General features: G+C 70.3%; 18 protein-coding genes. 10 read left to right on the forward strand and 8 right to left on the reverse strand.

Features of this window, described 5'->3' with window-relative positions; genetic code table 11:
* Positions 1 to 150: 150 nt before the first annotated feature.
* The 5 genes from ACTIFV_RS13880 (at position 151) to ACTIFV_RS13900 (ending at position 3,669) form a co-directional block, all read left to right on the forward strand.
* Positions 151 to 1,176, forward strand: a complete 1,026-nt coding sequence (locus ACTIFV_RS13880) for an LLM class flavin-dependent oxidoreductase (protein WP_439593383.1) — start codon at positions 151 to 153, stop codon at positions 1,174 to 1,176.
* A gap of 88 nt (positions 1,177 to 1,264) precedes the next feature.
* Positions 1,265 to 1,552 carry a DUF6412 domain-containing protein gene (locus ACTIFV_RS13885; RefSeq protein ID WP_439593384.1) on the forward strand — a complete coding sequence of 96 codons (288 nt, stop codon included), beginning with the start codon at positions 1,265 to 1,267 and terminating at the stop codon, positions 1,550 to 1,552.
* A 90-nt stretch (positions 1,553 to 1,642) separates the two neighbouring features.
* On the forward strand, positions 1,643 to 2,398 hold the full coding sequence (locus ACTIFV_RS13890) for a YidC/Oxa1 family membrane protein insertase (RefSeq protein ID WP_439593385.1): 756 nt from the start codon (positions 1,643 to 1,645) through the stop codon (positions 2,396 to 2,398).
* A 132-nt stretch (positions 2,399 to 2,530) separates the two neighbouring features.
* Positions 2,531 to 3,019, forward strand: coding sequence for an FBP domain-containing protein (locus ACTIFV_RS13895; RefSeq protein ID WP_439593386.1), 489 nt, complete (start codon positions 2,531 to 2,533; stop codon positions 3,017 to 3,019).
* A gap of 23 nt (positions 3,020 to 3,042) precedes the next feature.
* A complete protein-coding gene (locus ACTIFV_RS13900) occupies positions 3,043 to 3,669 on the forward strand; it encodes a M23 family metallopeptidase (RefSeq protein ID WP_439593387.1) in 627 nt (208 codons plus the stop codon).
* 3 nt (positions 3,670 to 3,672) lie between these two features.
* Here the strand turns inward: ACTIFV_RS13900 and ACTIFV_RS13905 are convergent, their stop codons facing one another.
* Together ACTIFV_RS13905 and ACTIFV_RS13910 are read right to left on the reverse strand one after the other, a co-directional pair.
* Positions 3,673 to 3,897 (reverse strand): hypothetical protein, encoded by a 225-nt coding sequence (locus ACTIFV_RS13905; RefSeq protein WP_439593388.1) that lies wholly within the window; start codon positions 3,895 to 3,897, stop codon positions 3,673 to 3,675.
* A 53-nt stretch (positions 3,898 to 3,950) separates the two neighbouring features.
* Positions 3,951 to 4,640, reverse strand: coding sequence for an NUDIX hydrolase (locus tag ACTIFV_RS13910; protein WP_439593389.1), 690 nt, complete (start codon positions 4,638 to 4,640; stop codon positions 3,951 to 3,953).
* A gap of 268 nt (positions 4,641 to 4,908) precedes the next feature.
* Between ACTIFV_RS13910 and ACTIFV_RS13915 the strand changes: the two genes are divergently transcribed.
* Positions 4,909 to 5,841, forward strand: a complete 933-nt coding sequence (locus tag ACTIFV_RS13915) for a lytic transglycosylase domain-containing protein (protein ID WP_439593390.1) — start codon at positions 4,909 to 4,911, stop codon at positions 5,839 to 5,841.
* Positions 5,842 to 5,855: 14 nt separating this feature from the next.
* Here the strand turns inward: ACTIFV_RS13915 and ACTIFV_RS13920 are convergent, their stop codons facing one another.
* On the reverse strand, positions 5,856 to 6,431 hold the full coding sequence (locus ACTIFV_RS13920; protein ID WP_439593391.1) for a helix-turn-helix domain-containing protein: 576 nt from the start codon (positions 6,429 to 6,431) through the stop codon (positions 5,856 to 5,858).
* A 29-nt stretch (positions 6,432 to 6,460) separates the two neighbouring features.
* Here ACTIFV_RS13920 and ACTIFV_RS13925 point away from each other — a divergent pair, with 29 nt between their 5' ends.
* A complete protein-coding gene (locus ACTIFV_RS13925) occupies positions 6,461 to 7,378 on the forward strand; it encodes an NAD(P)/FAD-dependent oxidoreductase (RefSeq protein WP_439593392.1) in 918 nt (305 codons plus the stop codon).
* Between the two features lie 56 nt (positions 7,379 to 7,434).
* Positions 7,435 to 8,637, forward strand: a complete 1,203-nt coding sequence (locus ACTIFV_RS13930; RefSeq protein WP_439593393.1) for an MFS transporter — start codon at positions 7,435 to 7,437, stop codon at positions 8,635 to 8,637.
* Here ACTIFV_RS13930 and ACTIFV_RS13935 read toward each other — a convergent pair whose 3' ends face one another.
* From ACTIFV_RS13935 to ACTIFV_RS13945, 3 genes are all read right to left on the reverse strand, one after another.
* Positions 8,638 to 10,305: an ABC1 kinase family protein gene (locus ACTIFV_RS13935; protein WP_439593394.1), complete on the reverse strand. Its 1,668-nt coding sequence runs from the start codon at positions 10,303 to 10,305 to the stop codon at positions 8,638 to 8,640.
* Between the two features lie 120 nt (positions 10,306 to 10,425).
* Positions 10,426 to 11,010 (reverse strand): PadR family transcriptional regulator, encoded by a 585-nt coding sequence (locus ACTIFV_RS13940; protein WP_439593395.1) that lies wholly within the window; start codon positions 11,008 to 11,010, stop codon positions 10,426 to 10,428.
* 89 nt (positions 11,011 to 11,099) lie between these two features.
* Positions 11,100 to 11,921, reverse strand: coding sequence for an SDR family NAD(P)-dependent oxidoreductase (locus ACTIFV_RS13945; protein WP_439593396.1), 822 nt, complete (start codon positions 11,919 to 11,921; stop codon positions 11,100 to 11,102).
* A gap of 61 nt (positions 11,922 to 11,982) precedes the next feature.
* Between ACTIFV_RS13945 and ACTIFV_RS13950 the strand changes: the two genes are divergently transcribed.
* Positions 11,983 to 13,050, forward strand: a complete 1,068-nt coding sequence (locus ACTIFV_RS13950; protein WP_439593397.1) for a DNA polymerase IV — start codon at positions 11,983 to 11,985, stop codon at positions 13,048 to 13,050.
* A gap of 3 nt (positions 13,051 to 13,053) precedes the next feature.
* On the opposite strand, the gene ACTIFV_RS13955 is transcribed toward ACTIFV_RS13950, so the two are convergent.
* Positions 13,054 to 13,548 (reverse strand): DUF427 domain-containing protein, encoded by a 495-nt coding sequence (locus tag ACTIFV_RS13955; RefSeq protein WP_439593398.1) that lies wholly within the window; start codon positions 13,546 to 13,548, stop codon positions 13,054 to 13,056.
* Between the two features lie 90 nt (positions 13,549 to 13,638).
* Between ACTIFV_RS13955 and ACTIFV_RS13960 the strand changes: the two genes are divergently transcribed.
* A complete protein-coding gene (locus ACTIFV_RS13960) occupies positions 13,639 to 14,340 on the forward strand; it encodes an LON peptidase substrate-binding domain-containing protein (protein ID WP_439593399.1) in 702 nt (233 codons plus the stop codon).
* Positions 14,341 to 14,347: 7 nt separating this feature from the next.
* Here the strand turns inward: ACTIFV_RS13960 and ACTIFV_RS13965 are convergent, their stop codons facing one another.
* A complete protein-coding gene (locus ACTIFV_RS13965; RefSeq protein ID WP_439593400.1) occupies positions 14,348 to 15,439 on the reverse strand; it encodes a DNA glycosylase AlkZ-like family protein in 1,092 nt (363 codons plus the stop codon).
* Between the last annotated feature and the right edge of the window lie 10 nt (positions 15,440 to 15,449).

Here is a 15,449-nt window from a genome sequence, read left to right on the forward strand (position 1 = left end):
CGGCAGGCACGACAAAGACTGTCGACATCATTCCTCCCTCCTGACGGGGCACCGACGGTGCGATCGAGCCATCACAGTACAGGGTGCCCGCCCGGCACGGATTGATCCATTCACCGGAATGGATGCCACGGCGCTACCGTTGCACTCGACATGCAGCGCTTCGGAACACTCTCCTTCGGCCATTACGGCCCTCTCGGCGGCGGGCGACAGCTCACGGCCGGCGACTCGATGCTCCAGGCGATCGACCTCGCGCAGGGTATGGACGACCTCGGCGTCAACGGCGCCTACTTCCGCGTGCACCACTTCGCGCGGCAGCAGTCCTCGCCGATGCCGCTCCTCGCTGCGATCGCGGCGCGGACGAAGCGCATCGAGGTCGGCACGGGCGTCATCGACATGAGGTACGAGAACCCTCTGTATCTCGCCGAGGAGGCGGCATCCGTCGACCTCATCTCCGGCGGCAGGCTCGCACTCGGCGTCTCGCGAGGCTCACCCGAGTCGGTCGTGAGCGGGTACGAGGCGTTCGGCTACACGGGCTCGAAGGATCCCCGCGGAGCCGACCTCGCTCGCGAGCACTTCGATCTGTTCCTGCGCGCGATCGACGGCGAAGGCCTCGCGGAGCGGGACGCCCAGTCGCCGTTCGGCGGCGGCTCCGGACTGCAGCGCATCGAGCCGCACTCCCCCGGCCTGCGCTCGCGCGTGTGGTGGGGCGCCGGCAACCGCGACTCCGCAGAGTGGGCAGGGCGTGTCGGGGTCAACCTGATGTCGTCGACGCTGCTGACCTCCGCCGACGGGCGGCCGTTCGACATCCTGCAGGCCGAGCAGATCGACGCGTTCCGGGCGTCATGGCGCGAAGCGGGTCATGCGGGCGAGCCGCGCGTCTCGGTGAGCCGCTCGATCTTCCCGCTCGTGACGGCCGAGGATCACATGTACTTCGGCGGCCGCCAGGACGGCGATCAGATCGGGATCATCGACGGCATGCGATCGACGTTCGGCAAGACCTACGCCGCCGAGCCCGACGAGCTCATCGAGCAGCTGCAGCAGGATGCCGCGATCCAGACCGCGGACACGCTCATGCTCACGATCCCCTCGCAGCTCGGCGTCGCCTTCAACCTGCGGGTGGTCGAGACGTTCGCGAAGCACGTCGCCCCGGCGCTCGGCTGGCAGCCCACCGCCTGAGCTCGATGTCACGGGTCGCGGTTCTGCCGTGCGCGAAACCGCGGTCCGTGGACTCCGAACCGATCGCTCGAGCGGTAGCGTGAGCGGCGTGTTCGATTCGCTGAACGCCGCGCTGCATCTGCTGCTCGCGACAGTGCACCTCGCCGCGACGCCCGACGTCGCCGCCTTCGGTGCGCTCGGCATCGCGATCGCACTCGTCGCCGCGACGGTCGTCGTCGCCACGATCCTCGCCGTCGCCGTCCCGCATACGGAGAGCGCGTCACCCGCGCACCCCGCGCGCGCCATCGACGTCTCCTCCCCGCTCGCGCAGAGCGATCCGGACGCCTCGGGCCACCCCCGCCCTCGAGCTCCCGGATCCGCGGTCTCGGCCGCGTAGCCCGAGTCCGCGCGTCACCCCTCGAGGGTGGGCTGCGGCATCCCTTCGTGGTCGATCGAATCCCTGATCGCTTCCACGAACGGACACCCATTGGACCTCTTCGCCTTCCCTCCCATCGCCTTCATCCTCGACCTCGCCTACTCGGGGCTCGTCGCGCTCAGCGCCCTCCTGTCACCACTCACCACGGCATCCGGCGCCCTCGCCATCGTCCTCGTCACGCTCCTCGTGCGTGCCGCCCTCATCCCCGCCGGAATCTCGCAGGCGAAGGCCGAACAGACCCGCGCCCGGCTCGCGCCGAAGCTTCGCGACCTGCAGAAGCGGTGGAAGAAGAACCCCGAACGCCTGCAGCGCGAGACGATGCAGCTCTACCGGGACGAGAACACGTCGCCCGTCGCGGGCTGCCTGCCGATCCTCATCCAGGCGCCGATCGTCGGTGTGCTGTATGCGATCTTCCTGCATCCGATGATCGCCGGGCATCCGAACGCGCTGCTCAGCGAGACGCTCTTCGGAGTACCGCTCGGCTCGAGTCTCGCCGGCACGATCGCAGGAGGGGCGATGGATGCCGGGGCCCTCGCCGTCTTCGCCGTGCTCGTTCTGCTCATCGCCGCCGTCGGCGAGCTCACCCGCCGCCTGCTCCGGCCCGAGCCCGTGCCGCCCGTCGAGGGGTCGCCGATCCCCGCGATCCCCCTGGGCCTGCTCGGCGTGCTGCAGTTCGCCACTGCCGTGGTCGCGATCTTCGTCCCGCTCGCCGCAGGGCTCTACCTGCTCGTGACCGTCGCGTGGACGCTGGGGCAGCGTCTCGTGCTGCGCCGGGCGTATCCGCCCGCGCCCGCGAAGGCGGCGTAAACTCGTCGTCGTGAACGATCGTGCGAGGCCCGCGGGCGTGAGGAGGCTGTCGACGCGCTCTGCGTCGACAGCGAAGCGAGCCTGAGGCTCGGCTCCCTTCTCCTTCATTCTTCGCACCCAGAAAGCTCTCTCATGCGTCCCATCGACGACGCCCGCATCCGGGCATCCTTTCTCAACGCCTCCCAGCGCGAACGCGCACAGCTCACCCTTCCCGACCTCGACGCGCTCGACTGGGACACGCTCCAGTTCCTGGGCTGGCGGGATCCGAAGTTCGACAACCTCGGCTACGTCGTGCTCGAACTCGACGGAGTCCTCGCGGGAGTGATCCTGCGTCGGTTCTCGCGCGCTCCGAACTCGCGGGCGCAGTGCTCGTGGTGCAACGACATCGAGCTGCCGAACGAGGTGGTGCTGTTCAACACGAAGCGGACGGGGGATGCCGGACGCAAGGGAGACACCGTCGGCACCCTGGTCTGCGCGAACTTCGAGTGCAATCGGAATGCGCGCAAGCGCCCGCGCGAGGCCTACCTGGGCTTCGACGTGGAGGCGGCTCGGCAGCGGCGCATCGACACGATGCGCGAGAACGTCGAGCGCTTCGTGCGCGGGATACGCGACGGCGTGTAGCCCTCAGGAGTACGGTGGGCGCCATGACCGCGCCGGTGCTGTTGTCATTCCCGTTCACGGGACGGTGGATGGCGCAGAACAGCCCCGCCGACGGCGTGCCGAGCCATGGGACCGAACTGTTCGCCACGGCCTACGCGATCGATTTCGTCGCGGTCGACGAGCGGGGCCGCACCGCGCCCCGCTCGTGGCGATCCGCGTTCGGCACGGAGGCGCCGGACATCTTCCTGGCGTTCGGCGTCGACGTGCTCGCGCCCCTCGCGGGCACCGTCGTATCCATCCACGACGGCGAGGAGGACCACGCCGCGCGGCGGTCTCCCTTCGCCCTCGCGGCCTACGCCCTGACGCAGTGGGAGCGCGTGCGTGGCGGCGCGGGCGCGATCGCCGGCAACCATGTGGTGATCGCGGACTCCGGGCGCTACGTGCTCGTGGCCCACCTGCGCCGGGGATCGATCGACGTCCGCAGGGGCGAACACGTCGACGTCGGAAGACGCATCGCCGCGTGCGGCAACTCGGGCAACAGCACCGAGCCCCACGTGCATCTGCAGGCGATGGATGCCGCAGACCCCGCGGTCGCGCGCGGCATCCCGATCGCCTTCACGACGGCCGACGGACCTGTGCTCCCGCGCAGCAGAGAGCCGTTCACGGTCTGACCGTCACTGGAGGTCGTCGGCGATGTCCTGCTGAGTCTCGCTCGTCTTCTTCACCACGTCGGACAGCGTCTGGAACGCCTTGCCCCGCTGTTCCATGGCCGCCTGCAGGCGCATCGAGTCGAGTTCGGCGACGTCGGAGACATGGTCGCGGCGGCCCACCAGGGCGTCGTGCGCCGCCGCGATCTCGTCGGCGCCACCCGGCTCGTTCGTGCCCTCGCGCTCGGTCATACAGCGAACCTACTCTCACGGCGACGAAAGCGGCGCGGGCCCGGCGCCCGCCCTCACAGTGCCGGCAGCGGAAGCTCCCGCAGGTCGTCCCACGGCTCGGTCCACCCCAGACGATCGAAGAGACCGTCCAGGAGCATGCCGGTGAATCCCCATACGAGCTGATGACCCGTGCCCTCGGGAACGAGGAAGCCCGGTCCGCGGTACTCCTGCCCCCCGCGGCGGATGACGATCGAGCCGCGATTGGCGGGATTCAGCAGATCGGCCACGGGGGTGCGGAAGACGGCCGACGATTCGGCCACGTCGACGACGCGCACGGGTGATGGATGCCGCCACCATCCGACGATCGGCGTCACGAGGTGTCGCGAATAGTCGAGCGGGATGTCGTCGAGAGCGCCGAGCACCTCTACTCCGGCCGGGTCGAGTCCGGTCTCCTCGCGCGCTTCGCGCAGCGCCGCCGCCACGACGTCCGCATCTCCCGGGTCGACACGTCCGCCGGGGAACGCGACCTGGCCCGGGTGCGAGCGCAGGGTCGTGGCTCGCGCCAGCAGGAGAACGTCGAGATCGCGGGAGACCGCGGCATCCATCGCCTCGTGACCGCTCTCGATCGAGTCGAGCACGCCGAAGAGCATGAGCACGGCCGCCGGCCGGGCGTTCGTGGGTGGACCGTCGTACGCGCGCGGACTGCTCGCGACCGCGGCGAGCTGCGACCGCGCCGTGGCGGCGACGTTCGACGGGGAGGGCATCCGATCAGGCTACGCGGGGGTTCGGACCCGCGGGTCGCGCGATGCGGAGAATGTCGTCGATCGAGCGCCCTTCGCGTCGAGAAGTCGCGGTGCACAGGGTCGGTCGGAACGCGCCGAGCGTGCGTGCGCTCCCACCGTTCGCCCAGGAAACGCACCCGAACCGTCCAGACTCGACGGGCAGAGTCGGTGACTTGTGTCCGCCCGAACGGACGCGAGCGCGCCTGCCCGAGGCGCGGCCTACGATACGGAACCAGACTCCATGCGCTCGATGACGCCTTTCATTCCTGCCCGCCGCACCCTGCGACTCGCCGCGCGACGCGCGCGTCGTCGCCCCGCGATCGTCGCGGGCGGCCTCGCCGTCGGACTGCTCGCGACGCTCGGCGTCACGACCGCGATCCCGGTCTCGGGGGCCGAGGCATCCGGTATCGGATCGTACGTGTACGCGTCGTACGCCGCTCCCCTGCCGTCGGCGACGTCGGAGGCCGAGGCCGCCGTCTCCGAGGACGGCGAGACCGCCGTCACCGCAGCGGAGACCTCGCTCGCCGCGGCGGCGTCGATCACCGCCGACATCACGGCGTCCGGTCTCGACCTCGGGGTGGGCGACACGTCGGTCGACACGACCCAGCTCGCTGACGTCTCGTCGCGGCTGTCGGTCGCCGTCGACGGCGACCAGCCCGACCTGATCATCGACGCCCTCACCCTCCAGGTGACCGATCTCATCTCGCCCGTCGACGAGCGCGTCGCGTCGCTGCGGGGCAGCCTCGATGCCGCCGTCGCCCTCAAGGCGAAGCAGGAGGCCGAAGCGGCTGCAGCGGCAGCCGCCGCTCAAGCCGCCGCGGCCGCAGCCGCGCGCCCCTCGCCCGTCTACGCCACCGGCGGCGTGGCCGGCGACAACAGCCCCGCAGGGGCCCAGGCATCAGCCCACGCGATGCTGCCCGGCTACGGCTGGGGCGAAGACCAGTTCAGCTGCCTCGTCGCGCTGTGGAACAAGGAGTCGGGCTGGAACTACCAGGCCTACAACGCCTCGAGCGGTGCTGCGGGCATCCCGCAGGCGCTCCCGGGCAGCAAGATGGCGAGCGCCGGCGCCGACTGGCAGACCAACGCGGCCACCCAGGTCGCCTGGGGCCTCGGCTACATCGCAGGTCGATACGGTTCGCCGTGCGGCGCCTGGTCGCACTCGCAGTCGGTCGGCTGGTACTGACCGGCAGACGGCCTTCACACGCCGCCCCGTGTGTGCATCCGCTCGCCGTCGGCGTTGAAGATGCTGAGCACCTCCACCGGCTGCGCGCCGGCCGCGCTCATGGCGTGCGGCGTTCGGGTGTCGAACTCCGCCGCCTCTCCCGGCTCGAGCACGAGGTCCTGATCGCCCAGGCGCAGACGCATCCGTCCGCTCAGCACGTACAGCCACTCGTAGCCGTCGTGCACGCGCAGCTCGGGCAGCTCCGTATCGGCCGGATAGGTGATCTTGAACGTGCTCACCGGCGAGTCCTCGAGCGTGAGCGGAGCGATGACGACGCCTCCGCGACGACGTGCGGGTCGACGCACACGAGGGTCTGCCGCATCGGGACGCACGAGATCGTCGAGCCGGATGCCGAGCAGACGCGTGAGCGGCACGAGCAGCTCGAGGCTCGCCTGCCGCTTGCCGGACTCGAGTCGCGAGAGCGTGCTCACCGACATGCCCGCCTTCGCCGCGACGTCCTCGAGCGTGAGCCCTCGATCCTGACGCGCGACGCGCAGGCGCCCTCCCACTCGCGCGACGTCACTTGCTGTTCTCGCAAACTCGTCTGCCATCGAGGAATCATTTCACGCACGCTGGAGTCATGGAACCCTGGGATGCCATCATCATCGGAGGCGGCGCGGCCGGCCTGAGCGCCGCTCAGATGCTCGGCCGATCACGCCGACGCACTCTCGTCGTCGACGCGGGCTCGCCCCGCAACCGCTTCGCCGCGCACATGCACGGCGTGCTCGGCCAGGACGGCACCGCCCCGCTCGACCTGATCGCACGCGGGCGCGAGGAGCTCGCCGCATACGGCGTCGCGTGGCTCGAGGCATCCGTCCGTCGCGTCGACGAGCACGCTGCCGGGGTCGCCGTCGCTCTCGACGACGGCTCGATCGAGCACGCGCGCGCTCTCGTCGTCGCGACGGGGATCACCGACGAGCTGCCCGACGTCCCCGGGCTCGCGGAGCGCTGGGGCACGAGCGTCCTGCACTGCCCCTACTGCCACGGGTGGGAGGTGCGCGACCGCCGGCTCGGGGTGCTGCTCGTCTCACCGCACCAGATGCATCAGGCGCAGCTCCTGCGCCAGTGGAGCGAAGACGTCGTCGTCTTCGCCGCCATCCCGCTCGAGCACGCGTTCGAGCGCCGGCTGCGAGCGCGCGGCGTCGAGATCGTGACGGATGCCGTCGCCGAGGTGCGGGGCGACGGCGCAACTCTCACAGAGGTCCGGCTCGAGAACGGGACCGTGCACGCCGTCGATGCCCTCTTCACGATGGGAGCGGCGCGTCCGCACGACGACTTCCTCGCGCACCTGGGGCTCGACCGCACCGACACACCCGTGGGCTCGTTCCTCGCCGTCGACCCGACCGGCCGTACGAGCTCGCCGCGCATCTGGGCGGCGGGCAACGTCGTGAACCCGATGGCCAACGTGCCCCTGTCGATGGGCGCGGGGGCGATGGTGGGCGGCGCCGTCAACGGCGCGCTCGTCGACGAGGACTTCGCGAACGCCTCGTCCATGTGAGCGACGACGAAGGGTCGTGATGGTGCGTCGCATCCATCGTCGCTAGCGTCGGCGTCATGACGAACGCGACCACGCGCGCGGTGCCGGCCGCCACGGGATTCTGGATCGTCGCGGTGGTCTTCCTCACGGCGATGGCGTACTCGACGATCCCGACGCCGCTGTACACGCTCTACCAGCAGCGCGACGGCTTCGAGGTCTGGGTCATCACGATGATCTTCGCCGCGTACGCGGTCGGCGTCGTGTTGAGTCTCTTCTTCGCGGGGCACCTGAGCGACGTCTTCGGACGGCGACGGATGCTGGTGATCGCCGTGCTCGTCTCCGCCGTCTCGGCGGTCATGTTCCTGGTGTGGAACGACGTCGCCGGCCTGCTCGCGGCACGGCTCGTCAACGGCGTGAGCATCGGCATCCTCACCGCCACCGCGACCGCGCACCTGGCCGAGCTGCGTGGTCGGTCGAAGCCCGACGAGAACCCCGTCGTCGCGGCGTCCGTCGCGGGGGCCGCGAATCTGGGTGGTCTCGCGCTCGGCCCGCTGATCGGCGGCTTCTTCGTGGAGTTCCTGCCGCTCCCCCTCGTACTCCCGCACGCGGTGTTCCTGGTCCTGCTGCTCGCCGCAGCGGTCGCCCTCCTCCCGGTACCCGAGACCGTCGTCCCCGCCAAGCCGAGGCCGTCGTACCGCCCGCAGCGCCTCGCGTTCCCGCCGGGATCGCGTCCCGCGTTCGTCGCGGCGGGCCTGGGCGCCTTCGCCTCCTTCGCCCTCTTCGGGCTCTTCACATCGCTCGCGCCGACGTTCCTCGTCGATGCGTTCCGCGCGCCGAGCCACCTGCTCGCCGGCGCGACGCCGTTCGCCGTGTTCGCCTCCGCGGCGATCGCGCAGGTCCTGCTCGCGCGCGTGGCTCTGCGGCGTCAGCTGACGATCGCGATCGTCAGCTGCGCCGTCGGGCTGGTGGCGATCGCCGCCGGGGCGGTGGCCCCATCTCTCGCACTCTTCCTGCTGGGCGGGATCATCGGCGGCGTGGGCGTCGGCATCCTGTTCCGATCCGCCATCGCGACGGCCGCCGGGCTCGCCGCGCCCGGCCAGCGGGGCGAGACGCTCGCACTGATCTTCCTGATCGCCTACTGCGGTCTCGCACTGCCGGTGATCGCGGTGGGGGTCAGCCTTCTGTTCTTCAGCGAGACGACGGTGCTGCTGGTCTTCACGGCACTCGTGCTCGTCGCGACGGTGTCTGCGGGCATCGTCATGCGGCGTCGTGACGCCTGATCAGCGGCGCGTCGCCCAGCCTGCGAACAGGGCGTACAACAGCGGCAGCGCCGACACTGCCATCAGCACGGTGCCGAACACGGCGTCCTGGGAGCGCAGGAGGACGCCGCCGATGAGCAGGCCGGCGAAGACGACACCGGCGAGGATGCGACGACCGATGCGTTCGAGACTGCGGATGCGGGCATCCAGCCGCGGCGTCTCGACGGCGAGCTTGCCGCTCTCGAGACGCGTGAGCACGTCATCCACCCGCCGGGGCAGACGCGCGGCGATCCCCGCGACGGTCACCGCCTCGCGTGCGAAAGCCTGCACGACGTTGCCGCGCTCGTCGCGCAGGAGACCGTCGGCGTAGGGCTCGACGGCGTCCCAGATGTTGAAGGCGGGGTCCAGGCCGCTGCACACGCCCGAGGTGAGCGAGACGGCCCGGATGATGAGCAGGAAGTTCTCGGGCAGCTGGAACGGCATCGCGCGCACGACGTCGCCGAACTCCGTCGCGAAGTCCTGGAACTCCCGGGGATCGACGCGCTGCAGCTCGGCGAAGCCCATGCCGCCGAATCGTGCGAACAGCGCCGTCATCGCTCGTTCCAGCTCGGCCGTGTCGGCCGACGGCAGCAGCACGCCGACCTGGCGGATCGCCTCGACGAGCTGGGGTCCGTTGCGGGATGCCGCGGCGATGATGAGCCGGCGCAGACCTTCGCGCAGGCGCTCGGGAACCTCGCCCATCATCCCGAAGTCGATGAACGTGAACGTCCAGTCGTCACCCGAGGGCGTCACGAAGATGTTGCCGGGATGCGGATCGGCGTGGAAGAAGCCGTGGAGGAAGAGCTGATCGAACATGACCGCCGCGAACCGCTTCGCGACCTCGGACGGATCGATCCCGGCGGTGCGGAGCCCCTCGACGTCGTTGATCTTGATCGCCGTGACGTCCTCGAGCGTCAGCACGCGGCGCGTCGTGCGCTCCCACGCGATCTCGGGCACCGCGACCCGGTCGTCACCCCGGAACGACTCGGCGAAGCGCTCCGAGTTCGCCGCCTCGTGGAGGTAGTCGATCTCCTCCATGCTCGTGTCGGCGAACTCCTCGATGAGCACGGGCAGATCGACATGATCCGACACGATGCGCACGCGATCGAGCCAGCCCGAGACACGACGCAGCGCTTTGAGGTCGACGGCGACGATGTCGTCGATGCCCGGACGCTGCACCTTCACGACGACGTCTTCGAATCCGGCGTCGCTCGCGTCACGGGGCAGCAGGCGGGCGCGGTGCGCCTGGCCGAGGGATGCCGCGGCCACCGGATCCGGGTCGACCCACGCGTACGCGCGGTCGAGCGGCATCCCGAGCTCCGCCTCGGCGAGCATGCGGATCGCGGGGAACGCCACCGGCGGCACTTCGTCCTGGAGCCCTTCGAGCTCCTTCGTGATCTCGGGCGGAAGCACATCCAGCCGCGACGACATGAACTGCCCGACCTTGATCATGAGCCCGCCGAGCGACACCGCCAGCCGGTGGAAGTTCTTCGCGATGCGCTGCAGGCGCCGCGAACGACCGCGCGCCGCGAGACGCCCGAGCCCGATGCGCGGCAGGAACAGCTCGAACCACCATGCCTGCGCCATGTAGCGCGCGGCGAACCGCAGGATGCGGCGATAGCGGGCGCGCGATGCGTAGGCGCCTGTCATCGAGTCTCCTTGAGGCCGGCGTCCGGCATCGGGTCGTCGTGCCGCTGGTGCGGCATCGTGTCACTGCGCGGCCGGGGTCCCGGCGTCCGATAGACGGGACGCCGGGAATCCGGCACGCGGTCAGTCCTGCGCGAGGATCGAGTAGAGCCTACGCCGGGCCTCGGCGAGCACGTCCGTCGCCTGACCGATCTGCTCGGGGGTGCCGGAGCGCCCCACCTGCGCCGCCGCCTGAGCGAGTTCGATCCCGGCCTTCGCGAGAGCGCCGGAGCGATTGCCCTCCTTCGCGGGGCCGGACTCCCACGGCGCTGCCTTCGGAGCGTCGGCATCGACGACGGCACGACCTTCGACAGTGAGCGAGTAGGTCTTGCGGCCGTCGGACTCCGACGCCGTGATGAGCCCCTCGTCGGTGAGGAGCTGCAGCGTCGGGTAGACCGAGCCGGGGCTCGGCTTCCACGAGCCGCCGCTGCGCTCCTCGATCTCGCGGATGATCTGGTAGCCGTGCATGGGGGCCTCGGCCAGCAGCGTCAGCACCGCCGCGCGCACGTCGCCCTTCGCCATGCGGGAGCCGCCGGTCTTCTGTTCGAACTGGCCTTTCAGCTGGTCGAACGCCTCCCACAGGTTGTTCATCGGCCACGGCTGCCCGCTGCCTGCGGCGCCGCCCCGGTTGCGGGCGCCGAACATGTCGCCCAGGAATGAATCGCTCATGACGAGTCCCCTCACTGCCGAGTCCGATCGACTCAGCGATACACAACGATATATCGCTCAGGAGGTGCGGAGCCGCGCTCGCAGGGAGTTCACAGGCCCACCATCTGCGCACTCTCGTCCCAGAGCCGGGCGGCGATCGCGGCGTCGTCCGCGACAGGACTCGTGCGCGCGATACGGTCCTTCGCGTAGTACTCACCGGGCTGCCACGTGCCCCCGGGCACGCCCAGGGCGAGCCACGTGAGGTGCGCACCCCCGGCATCCGCCGACACCAGCATCTTCTTGGCGATCGGGTTCGTGTACAGGAACCGCCAGGCACCCTGCGAGCCCGCCGCGAAGCTCGTCGCGACGGCGCCCGGATGGAACGCGACGGCCGAGATGCCCTCGCCGCCGTAGCGACGGTCGAGTTCCTTCGTGAAGAGGATGTTCGCGAGCTTCGCGTTGCCGTAGGCGCGGCTGGCGGAGTACGAGCGCGCGCCCTGCAGGTCGTCGATGTCGAACCTCGAGAATCTCCGGGCGGCGAGACTCGATGTCTGGATCACGCTCGCCTCGCTCTCGATGAGCAGATCGAGCAGCAGATTCGTGAGCAGGAAGCCCCCGAGGTGGTTGACCTGGAAGGTCGTCTCGAAGCCGTCGACGGTCAGCGACCGATCGCCGAAGACTCCCCCCGCGTTGTTGGCGAGGATGTCGATGCGCGGATGGTTCGCCCGCAGGTCCGCCGCGAGTCCTCGCACCTCGGCGAGGACGCCGTAGTCGGCGGTGTACGACACGACGTCGAGCTCGTGCGCGATGGCGGCCGTCTTGCGCGGATCGCGTCCCACGAGGACGACCTCCTCGCCCGCCCCGTGCAGCTGACGAGCGGCGGCGGCACCGATGCCGTCGCTGGCTCCGGTGATGACGATGGTGCGGGGCACGATTCCTCCGATGATCGAGAGCGTCACCCTATTCAACGCCCGATCCCGGCACACTGGACGCATGACGAGCTGGGTGCTGCACGTCGACCTCGATCAGTTCATCGCGGCCGTGGAGATCCTGCGGCGTCCCGAGCTCGCGGGACTGCCGGTGATCGTGGGCGGGCGGGGAGACCCGACCGAACGCGCCGTCGTGTCGACGGCGTCGTACGAGGCGCGAGAGTTCGGTGTCGGATCGGGGATGCCGCTGCGGATCGCAGCACGGAAGATCCCGGATGCCGTCATCCTGCCCGTCGACGCCCCCGCATACACGGCGGCGTCCGAAGAGGTCATGCAGACGCTGCGCTCTCAGCCGGGCGCCGTCGTGCAGGTGCTCGGGTGGGACGAGGCCTTCGTCGGTGTGGACACGGACGATCCCGAGGCGTATGCCCGCGGCATCCAGCACGCCGTCCTCGAGCGCACCGGGCTGCACTGCAGCGTCGGCATCGGCGACACGCTCGTGCGCGCGAAGAACGCGACCGACTTCGGCAAGCCGCGCGGGACGTTCCGCCTGACCGCCGAGAACTGGCTCGAGGTCATGGGCCACCTTCCCACCATCGCCCTGTGGGGCGTCGGATCGAAGATCTCGAAGCGCCTCGCCGCGCTCGGCGTCGATACAGTCGAACAGCTCGCTCGGGCCGACCTCGACGCCCTTGCGGCCGAGTTCGGGCCGAAGATGGGTCCCTGGTACCGCCAGCTCGGCCGCGGCGACGGGGTGAACGTGGTCGACGACACCCCCTGGGTCGCGCGCGGACACGGCCGCGAGACGACGTTCCAGGAGAACATCGTCGAACCCGCCGAGATCGAGCGGGCAGCGCGAGACCTGCTCGCCCAGGTGCTCGAGGACGTCGCGAAGGAGGGCCGACCCGTCGTGGGGGTCGGGCTCAAGGTGCGCTACGCGCCGTTCCTCACCAAGACCTTCACACGCAAGGTCGCGACCACCTACGACCGCGATGCGGTGCTCGCAGAGGTCCTGGTGCTCGTCGCGAAGATCGAGCCCGACCGGCCGCTGCGACTGCTCGGCGTCCGTGCCGAGATGGAGATGCCCGACGATGCCCGCGAGGGGCACACGCCGACGCGCGGCGGTTGGTGATCCCTACCAGCCGTTCGTGCCCGGTCCGCCCTTGAAGGGGCCGACGATCTCCGGCGTGATCCACCCGCCGTAGAACCCTCCCGGCTGCGGTTCGACCTCGACGCCGTCGACCGTGCACCGGTCCATCACACCCGGGTACACGGCCACGCGCCCCCGGAGCACCTCGAAGCCGGGTGAGGGTTGCGGGTAGGTCCAGCCCGCGCGGGCCCGGCTGGTGCCGCCGCCGTGCACGTCGAAGTAGCGGGCGCCGCCCTTGTACTCGCAGAACGACGCCCCTTCGCCCGGAGTCAGCGTCCCCTCGGCGAAGGCGTCGATCGGCAGGTAGTAGACCGGCGGATGACTCGTCTCGAGCACGCGCACGACGTCGTCGGTGTCGACGATCGCCTGACCGCCGAGCTCGATGCGCACCCGCTTGGCGACGCTCTCCACGCGAGGCGGGCGCGGGTAGTCCCACACGGATTCCTGGCCGGAGGCAGGTCGTTCGGGTACGGGTCTCATGCGCCCAGGCTACGCACGCCGACGCCGATCGAGCCTGTGCAGTATCTGAGGATCGGCCCCGGCACCTCGCCCTGGTGCTTGACTGACGGCATGAGCGCGTCGCCGATGTTCCCGCTGGGTTCGGTGCTGTTCCCCCACACTCCGCTGCCGCTGCGCATCTTCGAGCCCCGCTACCTCGTCATGCTGGGCGAGCTCCTCGAGGATCCGCATCCGGAGTTCGGCGTCGTGCTCATCGAGCGCGGCCATGAGGCCGGGGGCGGTGATCAGCGTCTCGACGTCGGGACCATGGCCCGAGTCGTGCGCGTCGTCGCCGGCGAGGAGGACATCCAGCTCGTCGCGATCGGCCGCCGCCGCGTCACGGTGACGGAGTGGCTCGACGACGATCCCTACCCGCGCGCGGTCCTCGAGACGCTCCCCGAACTCGAGTGGAACGACGACTACGCGCCCCTGCTCGAGCAGGCCGAGCGCGTCGTACGGCGCGTGCTCGCCCGCGCAGGTGAGTACGGCGAGACGAGATGGGATGCCGACACCGACGTCTCCGACGACCCGATCGAGGCGTCGTGGCAGCTCGCGGCGATCGCGCCGCTCGCGGAGTGGGACCAGTTCCGACTCCTGCGCGCTCGCACCGCCGGCGAGCTGCTGGCCTCCCTCATCGATCTGACGCTCGCGGCCGAACCCGGGCTGACAGCGGCCCCGCTCGGCGACGACTTCGACCGAGGGCTCGAGGAGCTGCTGCGGAGCGCCGAATCGCCGCCCGACGAGCCCGAGGAACCGGAGACCGAGCGCGACTGAACGCGCCTCAGACAGTCGCGACCGATACGCCCAGCCATTCCGCGAGCTCGGCGATCTCGGCACGCACCATCTCGTGCTCCTCGGGCTCGAACGGCAGGAACTCGTGCACCGCGTTCACACGGAGCACGTCACGCGAGCGGTCGAGCTCGGCATCCAGCATCCCCACGAAGCGATCGCCCATGAGGATCGGATGCGCGAAGTAGCCGTACCGCCGCTGCGGCTTCGGCTTGAACTGCTCGAGCACGTAGTCGAACTCGAAGAGCTCGCGCAGCCGCCCGCGATCGAACAGGAGGCTGTCGTACGGGTTGAGGAAGGCGACGCGACCGCCGTCGTCGTCCTCCTCGAGCGCAGCGAGCGCTTCGGGGTCGACGCGGAGCTTCCACGTGCTGCCCTCGACGACCGCCGCCTGGCCTGATGTCTTGCCCACGCCGTTCCACCACCAGTGGGGTTTCGCGACGCCGGCCGCCTGCAGCATCCGCTCGCCCAGAAGCTCCGCAGCCTCGTCCTCGCCGTACTCGGGAAGATCGGCGGGGTAGACCCGCTCGGCGAGGTCCCAGCGCCGGTGTCGCTGCTCGCGACCGACGATCGCGACCTTGCCCTGGCGCAGCAGGAAGTCGAGCATGATCGGCACCTGGTTCGAGCCGCTCCAGCCGTCGGGTGCGCGGCTCACCTGGGCGGTGTCGGGGATGTCGGATGCCAGGAGCGGCCCGTCCGCTTTCAACCGCGCCAGGATGTCGCGCGCGAACCGATCGTTCGCGTCGAGCCACTGCTTCGTCTTCTCGCGCTCGGGCCACCGCCGCATCTTCGGCATCATCAGCGGCAGCAGGCTCATGGGCCGGAACGCACCGTCGAACTCGAAGAGCTGGCGATCGATCTCGGCCGCCTTCTGCAGCTGCCCGGGTTCGTACGACCAGCCGATCCGGGACCACAGCACGGTGTGCTCGCACGGCGCGATCGTCGCGGTGGGGTCGATCTTCACGTAGCCCAGCTGCTCGGCGACCTCGACGACGTCGCCGGGGCGACCGGCATCCAGCAGCTGCGCGCGCACGATGATGCGCCGCGCCTGGTCTCTCGTGAGCTCGTGCACCACGTCTCGCATACCGGGAGCG

Source organism: Microbacterium sp. (genome assembly GCF_051860965.1).
Lineage (GTDB): Bacteria > Actinomycetota > Actinomycetes > Actinomycetales > Microbacteriaceae > Microbacterium.